Genomic DNA, 23,834 nt, shown 5'->3' with positions numbered 1-23,834 from the left:
TGGCTTATTTTCCTGTGTTAGAGAATTGTTTGATACGTGCTCCAATTTCGTCACGCACGCGTTGGAATACCGCCCATTTCTCATCTTCAGTTCCTTTAGCTCGGGCAGGATCATCAAAGCCCCAGTGCCAACGAGTCACATGAGGTGGCGTCATGGGACATTTGTCATTAGCGTCACCACATAGAGTAACCACAAAATCTGCTTTGTTCAAAAGTTTTGGGTCGATAACATCTGATGTTTGGTTGCGAACATCGATCCCGATTTCATCCATTGCTTTAATCGCATTCGGATTAAGACCGTGAGCTTCGATACCAGCAGAATAAACTTCAAACTTGTCACCTAAGTACATATGACCAAAAGCTTCTGCCATCTGTGAACGACATGAATTGCCTGTACATAAAAAGTAAAAAATTTTCTTTTCCATCAGTCTCATCCTTTTTAGTGAATTATCGTCAACCATATATACAGTCCTGTTAAAGTTATGAATAGTGTAGGAACGGTTAATAATACCCCTACTTTAAAATAATAGCTCCAAGAGATTTTTACGCCTTTTTGATTTAAGACATGCAACCATAACAACGTTGCCAGAGAACCGATTGGCGTCATTTTCGGCCCTAAATCAGACCCGATGACATTTGCATACATCAGCGCTTCCCTCATCACGCCGGATGTATTCGTATCGGCAATGGCAATTGCATCAATCATGACCGTCGGCATATTGTTCATGATTGCTGATAGAATTGCCGCTATGAAACCCATACCAATCGTTGCTGTATATAGGCCATGACTGGTTGTCCATTCGATTAAATCAGTCAACACTGATGTTAATCCTACATTGCGAAGACCATATACAACAACATACATACCAATCGAGAAGAACACGATAGCCCAAGGAGCCCCTTTGATGACATTCCGTGTGTGAACGGCTTTGCTTTTGCGAGCAATGCATAAGAAAATCAATGCTACTGCAGCGGCAATAAAGGAAACGGGAATATTCAATGATTCACTCAAGAAATATCCAACTAGTAATACACTCAGTACGTACCACGAAATATGGAACATCCGGATATCTTTCAATGCTTTCTTTGGTTCTTTTAACATTTTTTCGTCAAAGTGTTTGGGAATTGATTTACCAAAGAACAAATACAGGACGAGCATACTTGCCGCTACACTGAATAAGTTTGGTACTAACATCCGTGACGCATATTCGATAAAGCCAATGCCAAAGAAATCAGCTGAAACAATGTTCACCAAGTTACTGATGACAAATGGCAAGGAAGTGGTATCCGCAATAAATCCAGAAGCCATGATGAATGGTAAAATCATTTTCTCTTTGAAATCAAGAGCACGTACCATCGCTAACACTATCGGCGTCAAGATTAAAGCTGCACCATCATTCGCAAATAAAGCGGAGACTGTAGCCCCAAGTAGAGTCACGAGCAAAAACATGCGAATGCCACTTCCATTTGCAAAGCTGGCCATATGAAGTGCCGACCATTCGAAGAAACCGATTTCATCCAAAATCAATGAAATGATAATCAACGCTATAAACGTCAGTGTTGCATTCCAGACGAATCCTGTTACATCAATGACGTCCTGAAAATTAACTACACCTACAAGAAGTGCGATTGCCGCTCCAGCCATCGCCGACCAACCAATCGATAACCCTTTCGGTTGCCAGATGACAAAAATTAATGTCACGATAAAAACTATACTTGCTAACCATAAATCCATTTTAGTTCCTCCACTTATTCCTCACACATGACTTTTTTGCCTTCTATAATTAAATCTTCTACCGTACGTGCAGGCGCAGGTAGTAAACTGAGCAAATGTATTAATACCGGATATTGTGGATGACGAACGTTTAATGACCAAATTGTCCAACGACCACGCTTTTCTTCGCTCACAATATCTGCAGTCTTTAGTTTTCGCATATGCTGACTAATTGCCGGTTGCGTCATATCAAGAAGTTCCGTTAACTCACAGACACATAATGACTCATGCATGAGATACGTTAAGATTCTTAACCGATTTTGGTCACCAATGCCTTTTAAATACTGTTCTAGTGCTATATAGTCCATAAGCATCTCCTAATCCATGAATAATAATACGATTATATAAGCATTCACTTATGTATGCAACACTGAATTATAAATACAGACGTTGATTAGATCCATACAAAAAAAATAAGATTGCCAAGGCAATCTTATTTTGCAGAAATCGATTTAATTGTATTCAAAATGGTTTGGGTGAGTATTGCGATTCCGGTATGTAAGCAGTTGTGATTGAATGTCATGTTTGGGTGATGGAGTCCTGGGGACAAATCACAACCGAGACCTAACATCGTAGCTTTTATATTTGGTTTATATAAGGAATAAAAATGAAAGTCTTCACCACCAGGAGTTTCAATTCGAGGTTGTAAATTATCGGCACCGATTACTTCGCTGATTGCCTCTGCCATCAACTGATAGGCGTCTTCATTCACGATTGCCGCTACCAACCCTTCATGGACAATATATTGGATTTTTACATGATATATTGATTCCACACTTTGAATCACTTCACATACCTTTGTTCGAAGTGTACGCATGGCATCATTTGTTTGAGCCCGCAAATCAAGTGTAAAGGATGCTTTTCCCGGAATGATATTACCTGTCTCACTTCCGGCTTGTAGTTTGGTCATTTTTACGGAACATGGGATAAGTGGATCCATTCTTATTGCTTGCAAGCCCTGAATAATAGCAGCACCGACTTCAATGGCATTTTTTCCAAGATGAGGTCTTGCCGCATGGGCATCCTCCCCCTGAATAGTGCCTCTTATTAGACCTGCAGCACCATGACAGATGGCAGCTGATGCAGTCCCGTTTGGTATTTCCTGAATGGGCCGAAGATGAACTCCATATAAATAATCAACATTATCCAAAACGCCAAGACTTAATAGTTTCAATGCACCTTGCCCTTTTTCCTCAGCCGGCTGAAAAATCCACTTTAGACGAATACCTTCGGGAAATCCTATTTCTTTCATCGCAAGCAAGGTTCCAACACCCATTGTCATATGTGCGTCATGACCGCATGAGTGATTTGCTTTGAATACGCTATTCACCTCTTGCCAAAGGGCATCCATATCTGCTCGAATCCCTATACACGCTTCCCCTTCTCCTACTTCAACTACAAGACCAGTGCATTCATCGAATGTTTGAACGGTAAACCCTTCTTGTTCGATTAATTTTTTCAAGTAAGCAGTTGTTCCAACTTCTTTCCAACTTACTTCGGGATGTGCATGCAAATAGTCAAACACTTCATTTATTCTTGCCCTGTGTGACTCATTACTTTCCTTCATACCTTTCACCTCATGAACATGTCGTTTCTAAATACCGTATCCTAATTGGAATGAACTAGTAATTTTTTTTCAGATGAAACCTGTTCACCCCAGTAGATGTTAAGCTCTTTAACAAGAGATTTACTTCCTTACTAGTATAATATAAAAAAATGGCTCGCTAATGCGAGACATTTTCCGATTATATTTGTTCTAGTAATTTCAAGGACTCTCGGTTAAAGGCAGGAATATCATCTGGTTGTCGGCTTGTGACCAGTTGATTTTGGCAAACCACAACTTCTTTATCCACATATTTTGCTCCCGTGTACAACAAATCTTGAGCAATCGATTTATAGCCCGTGGCATCTCGACCTTCCAAAGTTTTTGCTGTAATCAGTAACTGTGGTCCGTGGCAGATTGCAAATACTGGTTTTTTTGCATCCATGAACGCTTTTGAAAATACTACAAACCGTTCATCCTCCCGTAATAGATCAGGTGAAAATCCACCCGGGATAAAGAGTGCATCAAAGTCTTCTGGTTTAACATCATCGATGCCGTGATCGATCATCACCATCGCTTCCCCTTGTTTGCCTTTCACTTCTTTCCCTGCTTTTTTTTCAATTGTAAATACCTCATGACCTGCTTCGTTAAAAGCTCTCGCGGGATCCATATACTCAATGTCTTCAAACATTTTCGTGATTAAAGTTGCAATTTTCGCCATTTCCAACTCACTCCTTAAAGTTTGTTCCTACTAATTATTCCACTGAAATATACCGTTAAACATCTTATCGGTATTTTGAAACCATTGGATGTCCTTTTTCTGAAAAACGATATGGATAGTGAACTGCTTCACCAGAATTCTGAATGCCAACACGCGGACCCACTTCCACTTCTTCACTACCCGGCCCAGGTGCAATGAAAAGAGGTTCTTCTGCCCAATGGTGGCCATAGTAACTCATGCCCACTCCCAGTGCTTTTGCAAGCTTACCTGGCCCATTTGTCCAATTTTTCATCGGGGTTGTCCCCCTAAATTGTTGCATTAAGTCGAGACCTTCAATAGGTTCACCGGCGCGTAATAACACCGCCTGGGGTTTACCGACAGGTCCGCTCACGATATTCATCAATGTATGTGTGTGCATTTGATAGGTATAAACAAGGCCAGCTTCACCAAACATGACTTCCGTTCTTTTCGTTCTACGATTTCCGAAGCTGTGAGCCGCACGATCTTCAGGTCCCATATATGCTTCCGTTTCTATTATTTTGGCCACGACCAAACCCGATGGATGTTGATGGACGATGTATTGTCCGATTAGATTTTTCGCAAGATTTATAGTTGATTGCTGAAAAAAGTCGGCTGATATAGGTTGGAAATTCATGTACATTCCCCTTTCTATTGTAATAGACTAACTATGTTAAGCTATCCTCTTTTTTATCGTACATTTGTGCTGGCTGCTGTTAAACTATATTGTTGATTTCTGTTCCAACGCACTTTCATGTTTCGAAGCTAGCGTAGCGATGCAACGATCTACCATGTTTCGAAGCTAGCGTAGCGATGCAGAAACAGAAACATGCGGACGCTTTCCACTACAGTAAGTAATATAGCATCACTTACTATTTAGTAATATGGAGCATCGCTGCGACGAGTAATCGCAAGAGCAAAGACATTGGCTGAATACAGGTCGACCAACGTCTTTCCTAAGGGAAAGTAGCTGTTTTGCGGAATATCAACAGTATGCTTAAAATTGCCTTATTATAATAAACGAATACATTAAATATTATTGAAACGGGGATGATAAGAATGAAAGAGATAATAAATGAAATCAATCAATTTAGAGACGATCGTGGATGGGGAGGCAATCATGATGCACGTAGCCTGGCCATTTCTATTTCATTGGAAGCAAGTGAACTTTTAGAATGCTTTCAATGGCGTTCAGGCGAAGAAGCGATTGCTCACGACAAACAAGCCATCGTGGATGAAATGGCTGACGTGTTCATTTACTTGCTTCAGTTCTCCGATGTAATCGGTGAAGATTTAATGTTAGCGGCTCGTGAAAAAATGAAGAAAAATGCCATAAAGTACCCAATACCGTCTAAATCAGTATAAATCGTCCTTACATACATCCATTTTCCTATTGAAGAATAGTTAACTGAATATTACATTATTTATAAAAGCTAATAAGGAGTTGACCGCATGAACAACTGGAAGTGGTTAATTTGGATTACAGCGGGGTCACTCCTCTTCTTTTATACAAGAACGGATACAAAGCAAGATCAAGTAAGCGCAAATCCAACACTCATTAAAACGTACGATCCAAAATACAATCCGAACCAATCATTGGCCGATTATCTGGTTTTCCGTTCTATGATTTCAGGACAAGCAAAAATGGCCGTTACTGGCAGTAGTGTCACACGCGGATCTGGATCTTCCCATCAATCGAAAACATGGCGTGGACGTATCGAAGCAAATCTTCGAAATACGAACCATTCTCTGAAAGACCTCATCATCTCAAATCATGGTTACTCTGGCTATACTTCGGTAAGGTTACTCGAAGATCATGTGACTGCCCCCATATTGAAAGAGCAACCGGATGTTTTATTTATTGAGACATCTGTAATTAATAACCACAATAAAAATGTATCTTTGGATGATACGTTTAAATCATTGGATTCTCTATACAAATTGTACGCTGAAGCATTACCGGAAACTCGCATCGTTTTTCTTTCGCCAAATCCATGCACCGAAAATAAATTTGGACCAACACTTAATCAGTTTGGACTGAAGTTTACCGATTATGTTGATGAAACGGCTACCTATATCAAAAAGCAGGGATGGCGTTATTTTGATACACATGGCGCTATGCTCGACCATATGTCTTCAAAAAACATAACCCTTCCATCTACGTTAAAGGATGGCATTCATCCGAACGATCGCGGATATAAAGTTTGGGCCGAAGTATTATGGCCTTTCGTTCAACAAAAACAAGAAACTATTCCAAGCACTATGTAAAGATCAAAAAGCACAGCTCTTGCGGAGTTGCGCTTTTTGTTTTACATCTATTAGTTATTTCTTGATCAGACCTTTATCAATCAAGAAGTCATGTGCTACATCCTCTGCTTTTTCACCATCAATATCGACACGCGCATTCATCTTTTGCATATCTTCCAAAGAAATCTTTCCTGCTAATTCGTTTAACACATCTTCAAGTTCAGGGTACGTTTTGAGTGTTTCCTCACGAACAAGTGGGGCTGCATCATATTTAGGGAAGAAACCTTTATCGTCTGTTGTGATGGCTAAATCGAATCGTTCAATTCGGCCATCTGTCGTAAAGGCCGTAATGACATCAACATCTCCTTGTTTAACCGCTTCGTACATTACGTTTGGATCCAGACTTTCCTCACCAGAGAATTCGAATGGATACACTTTCAGCAAGGCATCATAACCATCCCCAGGTCGCTCATAAAAAGCATGGGGTGCACCGAACACGATGTCTTCTGACTTCGACGCTTCAACCAAGTCAGAATAGGTCTCAGCATTATAAGGTTTATCTTTGCTGTAAGCTAAAGTGTACGTATTTTCAAAGCCCAATGGTTCCAACCATGTGACACCGAATTTTTCTTCATATCCCTTCCGAACACGTTCCAGAATACTTTCGGAGCTTTCATCTTGTTCCAACTTTTCCTCCAAAACCGATTGCAACCCTGTTCCCGTATACTCTACATAGACATCGATATCACCTTTTTCAAGCGCAGGTGTCAATATCGCCACTTCGCCTAACCCTTCTTTATACTCCACTTTGTAATCTGTTTTGGATTCCACGTACTGGCCGAGTATTTGGGGTAAAATAAACTGCTCGGTAAATTGTTTCCCGCTGATTACAATCGGTTCACTTGCGTCGCCACCAGCATCGTTTGATGAGCCACAGCCAACTAACGCTAACGATGTTAAAAGTGCTATACCCGCTAACCTTTTCTTCATGTCATTTCCTCCTAATGTGTTTTCATCCCTTTTGGTGTTGCTTTCTTTTCAACCCATTTCAATAATAAATCGAAACTGATAGCCAGTAATGCTACCGGAAGTGCACCGGCAAGAACGAGCGAGTTATTATACGATTGCAACCCTCGATAGATGACATCCCCTAAACCACCAGCACCCACAAACGTGGCGAGTGTTGCAATCCCAACTGTCAGGACGGTAGCTGTTCGAATACCTGCCATTATAAATGGCAAAGCAAGCGGAAACTCAATTTGTTTTAATATCTGTGTCCGCGTCATTCCCATTCCGCGTCCCGCTTCAATAATCGATGAGTCAACACTGGTCAACCCTGTATAGGTGTTGCGGAGGATTGGTAGCAAAGCATAAATAACAAGTGCAATGAGTGCTGTTTTTGACCCTATTCCGATGAGAGGTACCAAGAAACCGAATAATGCTAAACTCGGTATCGTTTGAAATATTGCAGTTATGCCTATTACAGGTTCTGCGTATTTTCGATAGCGTGCAATCATCATTCCAAGCGGCAAGGCAATCGCAATGCCTATTGCCAGTGCCACGAAAGATAAATAGATGTGTTCGAGGAACGCTTGTTGAATAAGATCAGAGCGACTTTGGAGTGTATCCAAAAAATCAGTCATAAGAAGAAGCACCTTCTTCCTTTGCTATTACTGCCTTTAACAACGAAGATTGGTCAAGGTAGCCAACAAATTCTTCATTCGTATAAACCGCCAATACATCTGTATGGGGCTTTTCCAATAAGGCAATTGCTTGTTCCACGTCATCTGAAGAGTTAATGGAAACAATTTGTTCTCTCATATTGGATTGAGTGTAAAACGGTGACAACTCCCCAATCTTCCATTTGCCAAATGACCGTTTACGATTAATGCGTTCTTCACCGATAAAATTCCGTACAAATTCATTGGCAGGTTGATGGATAAGCACTTCTGAAGATCCCACTTGTTCCACTTTTCCATCTCGCAATACAATAATATGGTCAGCTATTTTCAACGCTTCATCCATATCATGCGTGACAAAAACGATGGTTTTCTGAATTTCTTGTTGAAGATTTCGCAATTCATCTTGAAGTTGTTCACGACTGATTGGATCGAGAGCGCTGAATGGTTCGTCCATTAAGACAATGTTCGGGTCCCCAGCCAGTGCACGTACTACGCCTACACGTTGTTGCTGACCTCCACTCAATTCAAGTGGAAATCGGTTCAAATACGTTTCCGGATCGAGTCCAACAATGTCCATCAGTTCGTTGACACGGGCTTGTGTCTTTTCTGCAGTCCACCCTTTTAATGTAGGTACCAATGCAGCGTTTTTAGCGATAGTCATGTGGGGAAATAAGCCGATACGCTGAATGACGTAGCCTATAGATCTTCTAAGTCCCACTTCATCTTGATTTTTAATAGATTGGTCATCAATTAATATATCGCCTGAGGTAGGTACTTCCAGTCGGTTAATCATCTTCATCAATGTGGTTTTACCGCATCCACTGGGACCGATAATCACCGTTAACATGCCTGTCGGTATGGTCAATGAAACATCTTTTAATGCTTCCGTCCCATCCGCAAACCTTTTCGTTACTTTATTAAATCGAATCACAGCCTCTGCCCCTTTTAAGCTTCAGTATGTATATCTTTTTCCTATTACCCGTTAATCATATGAAATATGCATATTTTCTTCGACTTATTCATAAAAAAACACATCCACTCGATTTGTGTAACCGAGTGGATGCAGCTTACTACTTTAAAGCATTTATTTGAGCAGTTAATTCATTGAAACGTTGGTCAAGTGCCTCATATTTTGAATCATGTTTGGATATAAAACTGATTTCGCCAAGGATTGCCTGTCTTTCTGTTTCGAGCTTCAACAGTTGTTGCTGTTGTGCCGTTTCAACTTGGCGATTTTGCCATTCTTTAAAAGTCATGTCGATTTTTTTCATGCATCTGTCTTCAAAGACCAGGAGTTTTGTGGCGATTTTCTCAAGAAAGTATCGATCATGCGTCACAACGATAATGGTCCCTGGATACGTAGACAAAGTTTGCTCCAGTTGTTCACGCGAAGGTAAATCCAAGTGATTGGTCGGTTCGTCCAATAGCAATACATCTTTTTGTTCGAGCATGAATGCCATTAATTTTAATTTCAATTTCTCTCCCATACTCATCGACTTGATCGGCAATCGCCAGTGTTCTTCCCCGAATCCCAGATTGATCATCAAAGTTTGAATCATTCCCCGGGAGTCAAAATCATGAGGGACAAACCACTCTTCCGGAGTTTTCTCTTCCGGTAAATCATCTATGGACTGCTGCAAATAGCCTATACGCATTGCTTTTGTTCTCCACAGTTCACCCTCATACGGTTCTTCTTCCATCAGCATTTTCAACCATGTGGACTTTCCACATCCATTCGGTCCCACGAGTGCAACTCTTTCACCTTGCTTAATGGTGAATGAAGCATCTTTCCAAAGTGTGTGACTTCCGAAAGTTTTAGTGACGGACTTGGATTCAATCACTCGGTTTCCTTGCTTACGGTTTGCTTCAATCGAAAATGACACTGCTTTCTCTTCTGTTGGACGATTGAGCTCGGCTTTTGCTTTTTCTCCTTCAAGCCTCTTACGTTTCGAACGGATTTGAGTATCCATCCTTTTTGCTTTTACCCGATAATGTTCTTTATATCCTTCTTGCTTGGTCGATTGTGAATGAGCTTTTGCAGACCAATTTTGAAGAGAAGAAATCTGTTCATCAATCTGGGCAATTTTTTTCTGTTGCACCTCAAATAGATGAGTTTGTGCTTTTCGTCTCTCATCTTTTAGAGTGCAATAAACCGAATAATTCCCTTCATATGCTTTGACACCTTGATGTTCCACTTCCCAAATCCCATCAGCCACTTCATCCAGGAAATGCCTGTCGTGTGAAACGACCATAACAGTCCCCTTGAAACGCTTAACTTGTGCTATTAATTCATGTAAGCTCTGCTGATCCAAATGATTTGTCGGTTCATCTAAAATCAGTATCTGAACTTGATTTGAAAAAGCTTGCACTAGCCTCTGTTTCATTTGTTCACCACCGCTCATTAATTCATATGAGCGACCTTTTGGAACTTGCCATTTATGCAATTCCCTCTTTTGAGCAGGGGAAAATTCTTGTGGTTCAGATACTTGCTGTTTAAAATAATGCATCGACGGTATGCCACCGAACCACTGAATAAACCCTTCACTTGGTTCCTTTTCGTTCGCAAGGACTGACAGCAAAGTTGATTTTCCTTCGCCATTTGCGCCGACAATTCCAATGCATCCCCCTTGTCTGATGTCCATCGTCACATCTTTCAAGATTGTTTTACTTCCAAATTGAATCGATACGTTCTGTAATTTTCCTAGTAAGGTCATCATGATCCCTCCAATTTCGGAGAAATAAAAAAATCCTCCGTTTTTGTACGGAAGGATTCACTGATCATTTATAGTCATCACAAAAAAGCTCTTTATGTACAAAAAGAGTTACGATGATGGGATAAATGGGCAGACGAATCCAATTTCCGTTTTGCAAAAATGTTCATTTGCATAGAAATCAGATTAGATATCCATCAGTCACCCATCGTCCCTTCATACTTAGTAACAAAATTATACCATATTACTTTTCAATTGACGCGCAATTTCGTCCATTTCACCATCACTTATTTCAATAACAGGTTCCACCACTTTGAAGCCATCTTCTGAAAACCTCGGTATGATATGAAAATGAACATGCGGAACTTCCATACACGCTCCATTGTTTTGCATAATCGTTACACTCTCTGCAGGATAACATTCCCTTATGGATTTCATGACATTTTGACAAAGAGACATAACCACCGTATTTTCTTCTATTGTCATGTCTGTTAAATCCGGCACATGACGTTTTGGCAAAACCAACACATGGCCTTTCTGAATGGGGTCAATATCCAAAAATGCAATGGCTCCCTCTGTTTCCTTTACCACTCTCGCTGGCAGCTCACCTTTTATGATGCGGCAAAAAATACAGTTCATTGACTACTCACCTCGTTTTGCACTTTTTTCGTCAATCCTTTAAACACCAATTCATATGAATGTGTAATGCATTCCTTGAAAAGTGCATCCGGCAAAGTACCATTTAAAGCTAGAGAATTCCAATGGGTTTTGTTCATGTAGTAGCCTGGCTGGATGTCTTCGAATTCTTCACGAAGCATATCTGCACGTTGTGGTTCACATTTCAATGAAAGGATCGGCGTACCCGATTTATCGTGACCGAACATGGCAAACATTTTCCCGCCAACTAAATAACGCTCTGCATCCCAGTCCTTCTGATAATCAAACTGTGCCCCTTTTTGTGCGGCACACCATGCTTTCAATTCACTCGCTTCCATTTCATTGCCCTTTTTCCGGTAAAAATTCTAAGTGAATGGAATCCGCAATTTTCCGGTAACCGATTTCCTGATAAATTTTGTTGGACGTCGGGTTCAACATATCTGTATATAGTACACAGAAGTCATATGTTTTGAGCAACTCTTCACTTCCAGCAGCAACCATCGTCCGCGCATAGCCTTTTTTTCTTTCCTCTTGAGGAGTAAAAACAAATGATACGGTAACCCCTCGATCTGAAGGACGTGCTTTTTTCATCATTGATACGACTTTCCCGTTGTCTTCCCATAAGAATACTTCCTGATCCTCAAGAAACTGTATGACGCGCTCATTAATCACTTCAGGTGGGGAGCTTTTAAGTCCCGTATCCTGTTCGAACACTTTATACCAAGTTGCCAGTAATGGTGCTTCGTCTTTTCTCGCATAGCGCCAAGATCCCGAACTTTTTTCGAGTGATTGTTCGACTTTATCCAGACGGTACAAGCCTTGATCCATCACTAATCGGGCTTTACTTTTCGTCAGCTCCTGCCATTTTTCAGAAAAAGCATTTACGACACGCTTCACTCCGACAGCCGACGGAACTGGAATTTTTCTATTAGAAATCTCTTGCGCCGCAAATGACAAAATATCAGCCATTTTTGTTTCATCAATCACAATAATATTCAGTGGATGAGGGGGCGTCATTTGAAAGAGAGCCACGACTTGATCATCCTCTTCGACCGTAGCCATGAATGGATTTTCATAACGACCGGCTTTGATTCCCTGTAGCACACCGTAAAACAAACTGTATAAATCTTCATTTTGCATTAGAAACGGTTTAGCTTTATCCTCAAATTCCTGAGGTTGAATAAACACATTGAATTTCAACCGATTCTATCTCCCTTCGTTTTTAATAGTAGATATTACACAAATTCTCTATAAATGTCACTCTTTTTAGAAAATTTAACAATGTTTGTGAACTAAATGCCAGTCGATTAATAAAATTCGGGAATCGTGTCTCGCCAGCCCGCTATTCCGCTGGAGTGGCGCTGATTACTAAACTATTAATTTTCAAAAGAAGCTATAGGAACAAATGAAAGAGTGCATTTGCGCCTGGCAAGCAAAGGAACGAAGGTTAAAAATGCCACTTCATGTGGGCCCAAGCGTGAGACCCACAAGTATATGGATTTCATACTTGCTGGTTAATGCAAAATATGCCGCTAGCGCAAATGTACGATAAACAAAAAAATCCATCCCCCTAGTCTTGGGAGATGGATAATTCTTTGGTTGTAATTTGTTTGCGTTCAAGTTTTGCGACTAACACAATACTGATTTCATACAACAATATCATCGGAATCAGCACCATGAAATCACTAATAAAGTCTGGTGGTGTCACTGTTGTCGAAATAATCGCCAGTATCACATAAGACCATTTTCGAACCTTTCTCATATTTACTGATGTCAAAACTCCTATGGCTGACAAAAACATTGCGATGATAGGCAGTTCAAAAAGCAGGCCAAGTGGGACTGTCGTCATTAATAAAAAGTGAATATATTCACTTGCTGAAACCATCACTTCAAAATTTACTTCGCCAATATTAATCAAGAATTGATAACTCAAGGGATTCACAACAAAATATCCAAATGAAATACCAACCACAAACAGGACGAGCATGAGTGGAGAGTAAATACCAATAAATCGACTCTCTGTATGATTCAATCCCGGTTTAACGAATTGCCCGATAAAATGAAAGATAAAGGGTAGTGAAAAACCGAGAGACAGTGCACTGGAAATCGACATATAGAATTTCACCACTTCAAGTGGCCCAAGCACAATCAGTTCATTGCCTCTAGTCACTAATGGAAACCATAGGTTGATGGTTGATAATACAACAATGAAGAAAAATAGAAACACGGACACACTTTTAATGATTTGTTTCCGTAAATCCGTTAGATGATCCACAAGGGTGCCTTCATCGCTTTCAATCGCATCTTCATCAACCATTTCAGTTGTTGCGCCTACTTCTTCAACCAATTTCTTGTCCAATGGACTTAGTATTTTCTTGTCGTGGTGTTCGTATGGGTCCATATCTACACCTTCTATACGATTTCAGATTTCTTTTCATCTTTTTTCACTGGCTCGTCGTCATCCATTAGACCTCTTGTCGACTTTTTAAATTCCGAGAATGTCTTCCCTACTGCCGATCCGATTTCTGGTAATTTTTTCGGTCCGAATACGATGAGTACAATGACAAGAATAATGATTAATCCTGGTACTCCTATTGCTCCTAATCCACCCATTTGTATTCCTCCTTTTTTATACGAGTGATCCACCCGATTTACTGTATTTGATAATGCCTTCCGAAGCACGATACGCAAATGCTGCCACCGTACCTGTAGGATTGTATCCTCCGTTGTGTGGGAAGTTACCCGCACCTACAACGAAAAGATTTTCCGCATCCCAATGCTGCAAATAATTATTCACTACACTATTTTCGGGACTGCTACCCATAATTGTCCCACCCGTATTGTGCGTCGTTTGATAGGCGACAATATCGTAATCCGTGATCGGTGTTCGGCTTTCGACTGTTTTTGCACCCATTTCTTTCATGATAACAGCAGACTTTTCCGTAATATATTTATGAAGCGCACGGTCCTGATCGGTAAAATTATATGTCATTTGAAGAAGAGGTACACCGTATGCATCTTTATATTTACTATCCAATGATAGGTAGTTCTCTTTATGTGGCATGGATGCTCCTTGTGCCCCAATGGAAAGAGTACGGGTATAGTTATATATGGACGCTTTCTTGAATTCCGCGCCCCACGTAGGTACATCTTTCTGAATCGGATTTGTTTCAATCGGTCTTGCACCTGATTGAAGGAGAGAGAGGCTCCCACCATGAATGAAATCCAAATCACTATGATCGAAATTGTCGCCATTCAAATCATCAATGCTTATCCCCAGTGCACCTGCCCCCATAAACGTGTTCATTTGTTCTTCAAAGTAACCCGTTGCGCCCGGTAAAATTTGATAGCAATAGTTTTTACCTAATGTTCCACGCCCGGTATCCGGATTATATTGCTCACCAATTTTCGATATCATTAATAATTTTGCATTATTCATGACATAACTTGTTAGAACAACCACTTCAGCTGGCTGAATAAACTCTTCACCCGACAACGTGTTCAAATACCTGACGCCAGTAACTTTATTTCCGCTCTTGATGACTTCCACTACATTGGCTTCAAAGCGTGCTTCAAAATTCCCCGTTTTTTTTGCCGTTGGAACGACCGTAACTTCAGGAGATGACTTTGCCCCATATTCACAACCAAAACGTTCACAAAAACCACAGTATTGACAGGCATTGATCGTTTGTCCATCCTGATTTGTATAAGCTTCTGACAAATTTGCTGACGGTAGCATAAATGGTGTATAGCCAAGTTTGGACGTTGCCGTTTCAAATTTTTGCAATATTGGTGTCTTCTTCATCGGTGGCGTTGGAAATGGGTTTGACCGTTTGCCTGCAAATGGATTTTTTTCTTCACCTGAGATTCCGGCGGTTTCTTCAAACTTGTAAAAGTAGGGTTCCAACTCATCATATGTAATACCCCAATCTTGAAGTAAATAGTCTGAAGACAACTTTTTGGGACCATATTTTTTTTCTGTTAGTGTCTTTATTTGGAAGTCGTAAGGAAGAAAACGCCATGTATGTCCATTCCAGTGTGTACCCGCGCCTCCAAGTCCCTCCCCTAAAAGAAATGAACCTAATTGTCGCATCGGAAGTGCTTGCATCCCACGGTTATTCCGAATGGTTATCGTTTCTTTTGATAGATTCTGTATGAGTTCGTACCTTATTGCATATCTATATTCGTCATGCACTTTCATATAATCTTCAGTACTTCGTTCTTTTCCGCGCTCCAAGCCTACTACTTTCAAGCCTGCCTTTGCACATTCGGCTGCTATGATTCCCCCTAACCATCCAACTCCTACAGTCACGACGTCTACTTTCGGTAAAGTTGTTACCATTTAATTCCCCCCTGTCCTAGTGCTTCCCACTTAAAGATTGTGGTTCGATTTTTTGGAATTCCGCTTTGTCGATTACATTGATATAAGCCATTTGGTGGCCAGGAAACTCTTTCATTCTCCAACCGTCCATATTATTATTCCCACGATACATAGGGTCTGAATAAGCACCTTCCAGTGTTGCAGTCCGAAGCAGACGGAAGAAAAATGCAGATGTTGTTCCTTCCATTTTTATTTCGTCCTTTTGAATTGCTGTCAATATTTCATCCATTTGTGCACCTTCTAGATCCGAAAATCCTTTATCGAATCTGCTCGACGACTCGGCTTCCATTTTTGCAATACCTTGTCTAAAGATTTCAGCACGCGTCAGACGACTTTGATATCCCTGGGTAGGCGCACCAATAGCAAATGGTCCTTGCATGTATTCCTTAGAGTTACTGCCATACTGCCCTGCTAATTGACTGTCGATAAAATACGGTACCCCAAGCTCAATAGCACCAGGACCTAAATCGTCTTTCGGAAAAATCCGTTCAGTTGCGTTGGCCAGTACTTGAAACTCTCGCTCGCTTGTAAAAAACATTAGACCTTTATCCGACGTTCCCGTTTCCGTGTGACCTCCATGCTTGGTTTCAGTTGGCGTAGTCGTTGCATTTTTTGAATTGTAGCCAATCAAACCACCAAGAATTCCCCCTCCAATAAGTGCACCAGTTGCCACCCCTGAAGTTTTCAGGAAATCACGTCTAGAAAACTTCTTCACTCTCTTCGCCATGCCTTCACTCTCCTTCTTTTAATTAGACTGTCGAAATTTTTGATAGTATGTTAAATTAGCAGTTTTGAATAAATATGCCAATATTCATATAACGAATATTATGAATTATTCATTCGGAATACAGGAGGATTACTTATACACACAAATTTAACGTTAAAAGGAATCCCTACCTTATTGAGATGGAAAGTTGACAGTCTGAATGTTGTGTATGCATACGATACTACCACCGCAGATTATGAACTCTCTTAAATATACAATGTCCAAATTGAGGAAGATTTAAACCTTTTCCAAGTGGTGGATATACCTTCATGGAAAGTGGCGTTTACGGATGAAATAACAGCCATCCAGCATCTCGTGGATTTTTATAGATCAACAGCTCTACTACTATTAAGTATTTTCATTCTCATCCCTGGAATTTTTCTCTACTTCTTTCAAGATAATATGTGGGTTCTTATTAGCGGAGTCTCCTATACGTTGCATCTTATTACGAAGTTCGCCTTATCGTTTACTCGACGTTAAAAACATCATAATAAAAAGTGAATCATCCTTAACTGGATGATTCACTCTTTTTTATGTCCTCTATTTGTTGTAGCCATTGTTCCACTTCATTTGGTGTTTTCAGTGTTATGACGTCTGTCTGGACTTTGGCTAGAACAGCGAGCATCTCTGGACGTGCATCTTTTGGGTAACGCCAAATCCACCGGGCAAACTCCCAATCTATTTTTTCCGGACAATCTTTCCCCATATCCGGTCGTGTTGTCCCTCGATATATCCACGCACGTTTACATGCGCGATAGAGACATACGACATTCGAGAAATCAAGATAGATAATAAGGTCTGCATACTGCGCACGTAATTCGATGGTGGAGTCATAATTTCCATCAATGATCCACTCGGGTTTCGCTAATTCCTTCTTTACTCTTTCCATAAATTCAGGACGTGGTGAAGGTTTCCATCCTGGTTGCCAAAACATCGCATCCAAATGCACGACAGGCAAACCCAGCCTTTCACCCAATTGGCGAGATAACGTGGATTTCCCAGCTCCTCCCGATCCCACAATCAAGATTTTTCTATGCTTAAGCTGCGTCTTCTTCAAATGAACAGACTCCAATCGTATTGCCATCAATATCTTTAAAGATAGAATTCTACGTTTCCTCCAGTTTGTACAAGTGTTGCATCGACTCCTGCGTCTAACATGAAATGATGGGTAGCATGGATATCCGTTGTATAGAGATTGAACCATTCATGTTCTTCAGGTTTACTCGAACCCATTTGTGGATTTCTCACGAGCGTAAAAGCTGTTTCTCCATTTCCGACGTCCATTGCTGCATAACCATTTTCCTCATCATGCCATCGCAATTTAAATCCACACTTCTCTTCAAACCATTCGATTGAGCGTTTTGTGTCTTGCACAGGTAAAAAAACGGTGTCAATTCTTTTGAACATAGCCGACTCTCCTTTACCACACATATTTAGTAGCTTTATTCTATCAACTTATAATATGTTGTGCCAGCGCATTTTCCACACTATTCGCAAAACTGTCGCCCGCTCCCCAATCAAATCTAAAAAACGGACTTTCAGAACTTCCGGATGCCACGGCATGCACTTTCGTTGCGTCACCGAAATTATCAATGGTTACCGTCATGGAAGAGCGATTACTCGTTCGCATGAAGAATTTTTCCAGAACAAATACCACAACTTGATGATCTCCAGAAACGCGTTCATAGTAATCTACTAATTTTCCCGAAATACTTCCTCCGATCACCCCATTATGAATTTTGTTCATTGCCTCAACGGGACTGATATTTATATCGAATTCTCTTACACTCATTTCCAAATCCCCCTTTAACTTGTTATACGTTTACGGAGAATGAAAGGTTTCTATCCAATTTCAAAGAAAACAATAAAAAAGGAGATTCCCTTTTAAAGAGAATCTCCCGTCTGTATTATTCAAGTTCCAGCTGTTTCGTTTCTTTCCCCAGTAAAACAACTGCCAACACACCAATAACGATTGCAATACAGAAAATGCCGAACACCCAACCGATATCGTAGCCTCTTGTAATAAGCGTCCCTACCAATAATGGTCCTAAAATCCCGCCAATTCGTCCTACAGCAGCCGCCATACCGGTACCAGTTGCTCGAATAACAGTAGGATATTGTTCAGGTGTATACGCGTATAAAGCACCCCATGCACCTAAATTAAAGAACGACAAGAACGCGCCAGATACAATCAATAACATCGTAGTATCCGCATTCCCAAATATAAATGCGCTGGTAGCTGTGCCTAGTAAGTAAGTGACTAACACGAATTTACGACCTGCTTTTTCAATTAACCATGCTGCAGTAAAATATCCTGGTAATTGTGCAATAGTCATGATCAGCACGTACTCGAAACTTTTAATCAACGTAAAGCCTTTCATTACCATGACACTCGGCAACCACAGGAACATTCCGTAATATGAAAACACAACAGTAAACCATAAGATCCACAACATCAACGTTGGCCTTGCATAAGTTTTAGACCATACCGCTTTAATATTTTGAGCATATGTGCTCTCCCGAACTCGTTTTGCCGTAAATTGCGGAGAGTCCGGTAAGTTCAATCGTAGATAAATTGCATATATTGCTGGCAAAGCAGTAATGATTAAGGCAACTCTCCAGCCATGGACTGGAATAACGAAATAAGAAATAACTGCTGCAATCAGCCATCCAGCTGCCCAGAAACTCTCCAACAATACCACGACTCGACCACGTTCTTTTGCTTCCACGCTTTCAGATACTAATGTAGATGCAACAGGCAGTTCCCCACCTAAACCCATTCCCACAAAAAATCTGAATATCAAAAAGATTGCCAGGGAAGCAGAAAATGCAGACAATCCACTCGCCACTGAAAATAGAACAAGTGTCATGATAAAAATATTCTTCCGTCCAACCCGATCAGCGAATATCCCAAACACAAAGGCCCCCACTGCCATTCCGATGGAGTTAACACTTCCTATCCATCCCATTTGTTCAGGAGTTAGAGCCCATTCATTCGCGAGTGCTACTATAACGAAAGATAAAATTCCTACGTCCATCGCATCGAACATCCACCCAAGACCGGCAATTCCCAATAATTTATTGCGGGAAATCGGTTTATTCTCTTTTTCTGTTATTGTCTTCATGTGAGGTCTCCTTGTCTTTACACTTGTCATCATCTATCTTTACACATCAGTATAGTTCTATAAACGCAATTCTACAACTCTGAAAATCTAAAAAATTTTAGCGCTTATCTACCTCTTTGAATGTTCTATCGGTCTCAGTCTGACCTTTTGGCATTTACGTCATACAAAAAAGAGCGAAATGACTTTTGTCATTTCGCTCCTCATATCTGGGTTAATTGTATGAGATATGTTTCCTATACGTAACTTCATTATAAAAAATTAGGTTAACCATGATAAAAATTTATACCTGGTCTTGTAATTCAATTAGTTTTTCGACAAATACAGTCAGCCGATTTTCAACATCTTCTTTTGTGCCGTAACGGATAATTTGTTCTTCGTTCAAACCTTCAATAAACATTTGATTATGGCTGACGGCGCAATTCAGGACTTGAATCATCTGTTCACTTCTCAATTTGCGGATTAAATCAGCGTTCTGTCCACAATAGCCCAGTTCAAAACCATTTGCTATCGATTGTAATGTTTCCCTACATTCATGAAAACGGTGTTTACCATACCGTTCTGTATGCGCAAGTTCCACAAATAATGTTTCATATAGGTTCATAAAGTTTGCTGCCATTACTTCACCTATATATAAGAAAGGTAAGGGGTCAATGATCCGAAATTGTCCATTATCCACTAACCAGTTTTCTGGTGATGCATCTTGATTTGTTAGTACGGGTGAACCAATCTCTATTAAACGATTTTCACATATTCGTAGAATTGCCTCTTTAATTTCAGGTTTATTAAAGATTGGTCTCTTTGTTAATAAATCCATGTAGTCGTCTATTATTTCCTTGCTTTCAGCTGTAACGAATTCATGGAAATCGCCTAAAAAATGACCGTGCAGACCACTTTCTTCATTCCAATCAAAAAAACCAAACCCTTCGAGACCATGGTTTACTTGCTCCAGTTTACGATATAATTTTCCGAATTCGGATCCTAATTTTTGGGCATCTTCTCTATTTAAGTCATGTAAATCCACATGACTTCCAGCAAAAGATTCTATCGTATACGTCAAATCTTCCGAAACATGATAAACAAACTTCTCTGGAGCTGCTCCAGGTACTACCTGATTCACCCAACTATAGTATTGTTCCGTCCCTCCATACTCTGCTAGTAACGCATTTGCATCGTAGGCAACTTCTTTTTTATATGCAATTTTCTTTGGAATCCGAAGAACCATCGATTTATGTTGCGGGGAGGTTAGTTGCCATGCTTGATGCCATGCTCCTTCCCCTAAGTATGACACTTGTGAATTTACATACTGTGCATGTTTTATTGCTTTTTCCTGAATCATTATGTTAACTCCTTCAAATATTGACCAATTTTTAGCCAGTCCTCTGCCACTTGTTCTCTTAAAGATGGTCTGTAAAACACCGAAGCGGGATGAAAAGTGGGGACAATCACATAAGTTTTTGATGTTAAACTATACTGTTCATCCTCTAAATTTTTTAAATACTGAATGGGTTGTGTTAATTTTCGACCATGTAGTTCGGTGACCCTCGCATTCTTCCCCAACAGTCGTTGCAAGCCGATTGTTCCAAGTGTAACAATTAATTTTGGCTGTAAATGATGAATTTCATAATCCAACAATGGTGCATGTGCCAGTATTTCAGCAGGCTTGGGTGCACGGTTATACGTTCTTTTTACGATTGTGCCATCGCGTTCTTTTTTTGTGCCCCATTTGTAAGGTCGGCTTCTAACAGGGCTGGTCATATAGACATTTTCTCGTTCTAAACCGATACTGTTCAGCGATTGCATGAGCTCATTGCCCGCACGCCCGATAAATGGAATCCCCGTTTCTATCTCATTCTCGCCTGGCGCCTCACCAATCAATAGTAGCTTGGGTGAGGTACTCCCTTGACTACGGACAAATCCTTGTACGGCGTATCCTTCTATACGCTTCTTGCCTAATTCCACCAATTCATCTGGGATGGAAAACATGTCAATTCACCACTTTCAAAAAAAGTCCTCCGCCATTTTTTTGGCGCAAGACTCTATTTATTCTGGCTGGACCACTCTTTTTGACATGTGACGATTTCGCCACTCATACCAAATGACTACGAGAATGAAGAGGGAATAGCCACACATCCAACCCGCAATCACATCCGTACCATAATGGTTGTTACCCGCAATGCGTGATAAACCAACAAGTAAAGTAAAGGTAACTGCACTAAGCCAGATTCCGATACGCCATTTAGTGGATGCTCGATTTTCAGTTAAAAAATATGCATATGTAAAAATGTACAGTAAGCCCACCATGGCATGATTGGATGGAAAACTGAAACTCGTTAATTGATGCGGAATATCAGGACGAGCCCGTTGCACCCATTCTTTTATTGCGAGATTTATAATATTTCCTCCACCAACGGCAAATAGAACAAACAACATTCCGCGATAGTTTCGGCTTTTAAATGCGAGGTAGACAATCAAAAGAACGGCTGCTGAGACAATCCAGATTGGCTCCCCAAAGTAATGAAAGAATCGAATATATTCGTTTCCGATCAGTGCTTCTCCTATTGCTTCATCAAATTCAACCATTTCATCGTGAGTAAAACTGAAAAACAGCGTGATGAAGCCAATAAAGGTCACAAACGCCAAAGGATAAAACCATTTTTTCACAACATTCACGCTCCTTATTAAAAGTTATTCTATCATATTCCTACAACTCTTTTCCCATTAATAGGTTGTTGGTCTAAGTCTTTCGATTGAAATTAAGCCTATTTCGTTTAATCTTTGTTGAGAGTGGTAAAGTACTATTGTGTCAGAATAAACGATTTGAAAGGAGATTTTAAAATGAGTGTAACCTATAAAGAGTATTTAACAGATGATGAAGCGATTCGTGGTATTCAGGAGATTAAAGCTAAAGGCGTACATGAGGACGATATCTACGTACTTACTCATGAAAATCATCGTACAAATCAAGTAGCTGATATGGCAGATGCGAATACTGTCGGCGTTGCAGAACAAGGGTTAGGTACATCCCTTGCAAATGTTTTCCGCAAAAAAGGTGACGAACTTCGTGCGCAATTCGAAGAACTCGGTTTTAGTCAACCGGAAGCAGAACAACTAGAAGAAAAATTAGATGAACACAAAGTGGTTGTTGTAGTCAAAAACACACCTGCTGGATTTACTTATTAAGACCCCTTAACTTTGTAGAAAATCTATATTTTAAAATCAATATTAATAAAACAGCCTTTCCGAGAATCATATCTCGGAAAGGCTGTTTTTTACATTTCTTGTGCGGTATCTAGTACTTCTTGAGGCACCACTATCTTTTTAACACCATTGTAATTACTAAAAGTGGATTTCATATCTTGATACAAGGTCATTTCTTCCCCATCTACCGCCATTGTCATGTCCATCACTACATTTAATGCTGTTGTATTAAATGTTTCTTTATCGATATGGATTTCGTAGTCAACTTTTTTGATATTTAATTCTTTCAGCATTTCCTGTTCATCCGCACCCAGCTCCGGCATGGTTTCTGCTAACTGTTTTTGGATCAATTCATTAAACTTTTCCCCAGCCGCAGACAATTTCAAAACGTATTCTTTATCATCTTGATTGAATGTGAAGTCATCCATGAACGCCTCTAAATCCTTCAGCTGTTGAGATGGATCAGCTTGCTTTTGTGAAATGGAAATCATTTGTTCGTACACATCTTTCGGCAACTTCATCCATTGCTGTGACATGTTATCGTGTGTAAAGAATCCATCTGCAGTCATAAAACTTTCCATTTCCATTTCTTGTGGCTGTCCTGATGACTCTTCACCTGGAATCGTCGTCGACGTAGTGCCCTTTTGATGCATGCTCAAAGGATCGACAATCAAATCCATTGTCATTTTTGAAGTTGAATCCATTGCTACATCTTGAGCTGGAACTTCAACTTTTTGGACCATATCAAGATCTGCACTAAGGCTTTCAATAGATTCTGATTGTGCTAATGACTTTTCAAATACTTGTTTAAGTGTTAAATCACTTGTGTTTTCTTCTGACGTTTTGGAAGTTGGAGTTGCTGATGTGTTACATGCAACTAAACTTAGCGCTAATGCACTAGTAGCCATAAGTGTCATCCACTTTTTCATGTTGTCGCCACCTTTACCTCAATTTTCTTTCTACTTATAATACGAGTGTATCGCGAAAAGGTTTCAATTGGAAATCTTTTTTG

Annotated in this window: 28 protein-coding genes; 3 read left to right on the top strand and 25 right to left on the bottom strand. The window is 40.3% G+C overall.

What is annotated here, in order from left to right:
* Positions 1 to 4 precede the first annotated feature (4 nt).
* From arsC to MHH33_RS02465, 6 genes are all read right to left on the bottom strand, one after another.
* Positions 5 to 424 (bottom strand): arsenate reductase (thioredoxin), encoded by a 420-nt coding sequence (gene arsC, locus MHH33_RS02490; protein ID WP_016429686.1) that lies wholly within the window; start codon positions 422 to 424, stop codon positions 5 to 7.
* A gap of 14 nt (positions 425 to 438) precedes the next feature.
* Positions 439 to 1,734, bottom strand: coding sequence for an arsenic transporter (locus MHH33_RS02485; RefSeq protein ID WP_016429685.1), 1,296 nt, complete (start codon positions 1,732 to 1,734; stop codon positions 439 to 441).
* Between the two features lie 14 nt (positions 1,735 to 1,748).
* Positions 1,749 to 2,081, bottom strand: a complete 333-nt coding sequence (locus MHH33_RS02480; RefSeq protein ID WP_016429684.1) for a metalloregulator ArsR/SmtB family transcription factor — start codon at positions 2,079 to 2,081, stop codon at positions 1,749 to 1,751.
* Between the two features lie 125 nt (positions 2,082 to 2,206).
* Positions 2,207 to 3,340 (bottom strand): M20 peptidase aminoacylase family protein, encoded by a 1,134-nt coding sequence (locus MHH33_RS02475; protein ID WP_342542857.1) that lies wholly within the window; start codon positions 3,338 to 3,340, stop codon positions 2,207 to 2,209.
* 178 nt (positions 3,341 to 3,518) lie between these two features.
* Positions 3,519 to 4,037, bottom strand: a complete 519-nt coding sequence (locus tag MHH33_RS02470; protein WP_342542856.1) for a type 1 glutamine amidotransferase domain-containing protein — start codon at positions 4,035 to 4,037, stop codon at positions 3,519 to 3,521.
* Positions 4,038 to 4,101: 64 nt separating this feature from the next.
* A complete protein-coding gene (locus MHH33_RS02465; RefSeq protein ID WP_342542855.1) occupies positions 4,102 to 4,692 on the bottom strand; it encodes a DNA-3-methyladenine glycosylase in 591 nt (196 codons plus the stop codon).
* A gap of 422 nt (positions 4,693 to 5,114) precedes the next feature.
* Between MHH33_RS02465 and MHH33_RS02460 the strand changes: the two genes are divergently transcribed.
* Together MHH33_RS02460 and MHH33_RS02455 are read left to right on the top strand one after the other, a co-directional pair.
* A complete protein-coding gene (locus MHH33_RS02460) occupies positions 5,115 to 5,420 on the top strand; it encodes a nucleotide pyrophosphohydrolase (protein ID WP_016429680.1) in 306 nt (101 codons plus the stop codon).
* Positions 5,421 to 5,507: 87 nt separating this feature from the next.
* Positions 5,508 to 6,323 (top strand): SGNH/GDSL hydrolase family protein, encoded by an 816-nt coding sequence (locus MHH33_RS02455; RefSeq protein ID WP_342542854.1) that lies wholly within the window; start codon positions 5,508 to 5,510, stop codon positions 6,321 to 6,323.
* A gap of 54 nt (positions 6,324 to 6,377) precedes the next feature.
* Here MHH33_RS02455 and MHH33_RS02450 read toward each other — a convergent pair whose 3' ends face one another.
* The 18 genes from MHH33_RS02450 to MHH33_RS02365 all read right to left on the bottom strand — a co-directional run bounded on the left by MHH33_RS02450 (position 6,378) and on the right by MHH33_RS02365 (position 22,285).
* Complete coding sequence (locus MHH33_RS02450) at positions 6,378 to 7,292, bottom strand: glycine betaine ABC transporter substrate-binding protein (RefSeq protein ID WP_342542853.1); 915 nt, start codon at positions 7,290 to 7,292, stop codon at positions 6,378 to 6,380.
* A gap of 11 nt (positions 7,293 to 7,303) precedes the next feature.
* The gene (locus MHH33_RS02445) at positions 7,304 to 7,945 is read right to left on the bottom strand and encodes an ABC transporter permease (protein ID WP_342542852.1); all 642 of its coding nucleotides are present in this window, start codon (positions 7,943 to 7,945) and stop codon (positions 7,304 to 7,306) included.
* The gene (locus MHH33_RS02440; RefSeq protein ID WP_342542851.1) at positions 7,938 to 8,915 is read right to left on the bottom strand and encodes an ABC transporter ATP-binding protein; all 978 of its coding nucleotides are present in this window, start codon (positions 8,913 to 8,915) and stop codon (positions 7,938 to 7,940) included. Before MHH33_RS02440 ends, MHH33_RS02445 begins: the two co-directional genes overlap by 8 nt.
* A 139-nt stretch (positions 8,916 to 9,054) precedes the next feature.
* Positions 9,055 to 10,701 carry an ABC-F type ribosomal protection protein gene (gene abc-f / locus MHH33_RS02435; RefSeq protein WP_342542850.1) on the bottom strand — a complete coding sequence of 549 codons (1,647 nt, stop codon included), beginning with the start codon at positions 10,699 to 10,701 and terminating at the stop codon, positions 9,055 to 9,057.
* 228 nt (positions 10,702 to 10,929) lie between these two features.
* Complete coding sequence (locus MHH33_RS02430) at positions 10,930 to 11,334, bottom strand: HIT family protein (protein WP_342542849.1); 405 nt, start codon at positions 11,332 to 11,334, stop codon at positions 10,930 to 10,932.
* On the bottom strand, positions 11,331 to 11,690 hold the full coding sequence (locus MHH33_RS02425; protein ID WP_342542848.1) for an MmcQ/YjbR family DNA-binding protein: 360 nt from the start codon (positions 11,688 to 11,690) through the stop codon (positions 11,331 to 11,333). The genes MHH33_RS02430 and MHH33_RS02425 overlap by 4 nt, the downstream gene beginning before the upstream one ends.
* Position 11,691: 1 nt before the next feature.
* Entirely contained in the window at positions 11,692 to 12,552 is an 861-nt protein-coding gene (locus MHH33_RS02420) for a GNAT family N-acetyltransferase (protein ID WP_342542847.1), read from the bottom strand.
* 370 nt (positions 12,553 to 12,922) lie between these two features.
* Complete coding sequence (gene tatC, locus MHH33_RS02415) at positions 12,923 to 13,753, bottom strand: twin-arginine translocase subunit TatC (RefSeq protein WP_342542846.1); 831 nt, start codon at positions 13,751 to 13,753, stop codon at positions 12,923 to 12,925.
* An 11-nt stretch (positions 13,754 to 13,764) separates the two neighbouring features.
* Complete coding sequence (gene tatA / locus MHH33_RS02410) at positions 13,765 to 13,965, bottom strand: twin-arginine translocase TatA/TatE family subunit (protein WP_016429671.1); 201 nt, start codon at positions 13,963 to 13,965, stop codon at positions 13,765 to 13,767.
* 16 nt (positions 13,966 to 13,981) lie between these two features.
* Positions 13,982 to 15,694 (bottom strand): GMC family oxidoreductase, encoded by a 1,713-nt coding sequence (locus tag MHH33_RS02405; RefSeq protein WP_016429670.1) that lies wholly within the window; start codon positions 15,692 to 15,694, stop codon positions 13,982 to 13,984.
* A gap of 16 nt (positions 15,695 to 15,710) precedes the next feature.
* Positions 15,711 to 16,460, bottom strand: a complete 750-nt coding sequence (locus MHH33_RS02400) for a gluconate 2-dehydrogenase subunit 3 family protein (RefSeq protein ID WP_342542845.1) — start codon at positions 16,458 to 16,460, stop codon at positions 15,711 to 15,713.
* Between the two features lie 547 nt (positions 16,461 to 17,007).
* Positions 17,008 to 17,556, bottom strand: a complete 549-nt coding sequence (locus MHH33_RS02395; protein WP_342542844.1) for a DNA topology modulation protein — start codon at positions 17,554 to 17,556, stop codon at positions 17,008 to 17,010.
* Positions 17,557 to 17,591: 35 nt separating this feature from the next.
* Complete coding sequence (locus MHH33_RS02390; protein ID WP_342542843.1) at positions 17,592 to 17,906, bottom strand: VOC family protein; 315 nt, start codon at positions 17,904 to 17,906, stop codon at positions 17,592 to 17,594.
* 43 nt (positions 17,907 to 17,949) lie between these two features.
* A complete protein-coding gene (locus tag MHH33_RS02385) occupies positions 17,950 to 18,291 on the bottom strand; it encodes a DUF6054 family protein (protein WP_016429666.1) in 342 nt (113 codons plus the stop codon).
* A gap of 115 nt (positions 18,292 to 18,406) precedes the next feature.
* A complete protein-coding gene (locus MHH33_RS02380) occupies positions 18,407 to 19,624 on the bottom strand; it encodes an MFS transporter (protein ID WP_342542842.1) in 1,218 nt (405 codons plus the stop codon).
* A 280-nt stretch (positions 19,625 to 19,904) separates the two neighbouring features.
* Positions 19,905 to 20,960, bottom strand: coding sequence for a hypothetical protein (locus tag MHH33_RS02375; protein ID WP_342542841.1), 1,056 nt, complete (start codon positions 20,958 to 20,960; stop codon positions 19,905 to 19,907).
* Positions 20,960 to 21,607, bottom strand: a complete 648-nt coding sequence (locus tag MHH33_RS02370) for a uracil-DNA glycosylase (RefSeq protein ID WP_342542840.1) — start codon at positions 21,605 to 21,607, stop codon at positions 20,960 to 20,962. Before MHH33_RS02370 ends, MHH33_RS02375 begins: the two co-directional genes overlap by 1 nt.
* Before the next feature lie 57 nt (positions 21,608 to 21,664).
* Positions 21,665 to 22,285 carry a phosphatase PAP2 family protein gene (locus MHH33_RS02365; RefSeq protein WP_342542839.1) on the bottom strand — a complete coding sequence of 207 codons (621 nt, stop codon included), beginning with the start codon at positions 22,283 to 22,285 and terminating at the stop codon, positions 21,665 to 21,667.
* 174 nt (positions 22,286 to 22,459) lie between these two features.
* Here MHH33_RS02365 and MHH33_RS02360 point away from each other — a divergent pair, with 174 nt between their 5' ends.
* Complete coding sequence (locus tag MHH33_RS02360; protein ID WP_016429662.1) at positions 22,460 to 22,804, top strand: general stress protein; 345 nt, start codon at positions 22,460 to 22,462, stop codon at positions 22,802 to 22,804.
* Positions 22,805 to 22,893: 89 nt separating this feature from the next.
* Here MHH33_RS02360 and MHH33_RS02355 read toward each other — a convergent pair whose 3' ends face one another.
* Entirely contained in the window at positions 22,894 to 23,751 is an 858-nt protein-coding gene (locus MHH33_RS02355) for a DUF6612 family protein (RefSeq protein WP_342542838.1), read from the bottom strand.
* Positions 23,752 to 23,834: the final 83 nt, after the last annotated feature.

The sequence above is a fragment of the Paenisporosarcina sp. FSL H8-0542 genome (assembly GCF_038632915.1).
In the GTDB taxonomy this organism is placed as follows: Bacteria; Bacillota; Bacilli; order Bacillales_A; family Planococcaceae; genus Paenisporosarcina.
The sequence above is the reverse complement of the archived record's forward strand: the minus strand, read 5'-3'. Positions and strand labels throughout refer to the sequence as shown.

What these genes read in the sequence shown, in the direction of transcription:
- arsC (WP_016429686.1), bottom strand. Translation starts at nt 424, where the DNA reads ATGGAAAAGAAAATTTTTTACTTTTTATGTACAGGCAATTCATGTCGT.
- MHH33_RS02485 (WP_016429685.1), bottom strand. Translation starts at nt 1,734, where the DNA reads ATGGATTTATGGTTAGCAAGTATAGTTTTTATCGTGACATTAATTTTT.
- MHH33_RS02480 (WP_016429684.1), bottom strand. Translation starts at nt 2,081, where the DNA reads ATGGACTATATAGCACTAGAACAGTATTTAAAAGGCATTGGTGACCAA.
- MHH33_RS02475 (WP_342542857.1), bottom strand. Translation starts at nt 3,340, where the DNA reads ATGAAGGAAAGTAATGAGTCACACAGGGCAAGAATAAATGAAGTGTTT.
- MHH33_RS02470 (WP_342542856.1), bottom strand. Translation starts at nt 4,037, where the DNA reads ATGGCGAAAATTGCAACTTTAATCACGAAAATGTTTGAAGACATTGAG.
- MHH33_RS02465 (WP_342542855.1), bottom strand. Translation starts at nt 4,692, where the DNA reads ATGAATTTCCAACCTATATCAGCCGACTTTTTTCAGCAATCAACTATA.
- MHH33_RS02460 (WP_016429680.1), top strand. Translation starts at nt 5,115, where the DNA reads ATGAAAGAGATAATAAATGAAATCAATCAATTTAGAGACGATCGTGGA.
- MHH33_RS02455 (WP_342542854.1), top strand. Translation starts at nt 5,508, where the DNA reads ATGAACAACTGGAAGTGGTTAATTTGGATTACAGCGGGGTCACTCCTC.
- MHH33_RS02450 (WP_342542853.1), bottom strand. Translation starts at nt 7,292, where the DNA reads ATGAAGAAAAGGTTAGCGGGTATAGCACTTTTAACATCGTTAGCGTTA.
- MHH33_RS02445 (WP_342542852.1), bottom strand. Translation starts at nt 7,945, where the DNA reads ATGACTGATTTTTTGGATACACTCCAAAGTCGCTCTGATCTTATTCAA.
- abc-f (WP_342542850.1), bottom strand. Translation starts at nt 10,701, where the DNA reads ATGATGACCTTACTAGGAAAATTACAGAACGTATCGATTCAATTTGGA.
- MHH33_RS02430 (WP_342542849.1), bottom strand. Translation starts at nt 11,334, where the DNA reads ATGAACTGTATTTTTTGCCGCATCATAAAAGGTGAGCTGCCAGCGAGA.
- MHH33_RS02425 (WP_342542848.1), bottom strand. Translation starts at nt 11,690, where the DNA reads ATGGAAGCGAGTGAATTGAAAGCATGGTGTGCCGCACAAAAAGGGGCA.
- tatC (WP_342542846.1), bottom strand. Translation starts at nt 13,753, where the DNA reads ATGGACCCATACGAACACCACGACAAGAAAATACTAAGTCCATTGGAC.
- tatA (WP_016429671.1), bottom strand. Translation starts at nt 13,965, where the DNA reads ATGGGTGGATTAGGAGCAATAGGAGTACCAGGATTAATCATTATTCTT.
- MHH33_RS02405 (WP_016429670.1), bottom strand. Translation starts at nt 15,694, where the DNA reads ATGGTAACAACTTTACCGAAAGTAGACGTCGTGACTGTAGGAGTTGGA.
- MHH33_RS02400 (WP_342542845.1), bottom strand. Translation starts at nt 16,460, where the DNA reads ATGGCGAAGAGAGTGAAGAAGTTTTCTAGACGTGATTTCCTGAAAACT.
- MHH33_RS02390 (WP_342542843.1), bottom strand. Translation starts at nt 17,906, where the DNA reads ATGTTCAAAAGAATTGACACCGTTTTTTTACCTGTGCAAGACACAAAA.
- MHH33_RS02385 (WP_016429666.1), bottom strand. Translation starts at nt 18,291, where the DNA reads ATGAGTGTAAGAGAATTCGATATAAATATCAGTCCCGTTGAGGCAATG.
- MHH33_RS02380 (WP_342542842.1), bottom strand. Translation starts at nt 19,624, where the DNA reads ATGAAGACAATAACAGAAAAAGAGAATAAACCGATTTCCCGCAATAAA.
- MHH33_RS02375 (WP_342542841.1), bottom strand. Translation starts at nt 20,960, where the DNA reads ATGATTCAGGAAAAAGCAATAAAACATGCACAGTATGTAAATTCACAA.
- MHH33_RS02370 (WP_342542840.1), bottom strand. Translation starts at nt 21,607, where the DNA reads ATGTTTTCCATCCCAGATGAATTGGTGGAATTAGGCAAGAAGCGTATA.
- MHH33_RS02360 (WP_016429662.1), top strand. Translation starts at nt 22,460, where the DNA reads ATGAGTGTAACCTATAAAGAGTATTTAACAGATGATGAAGCGATTCGT.
- MHH33_RS02355 (WP_342542838.1), bottom strand. Translation starts at nt 23,751, where the DNA reads ATGAAAAAGTGGATGACACTTATGGCTACTAGTGCATTAGCGCTAAGT.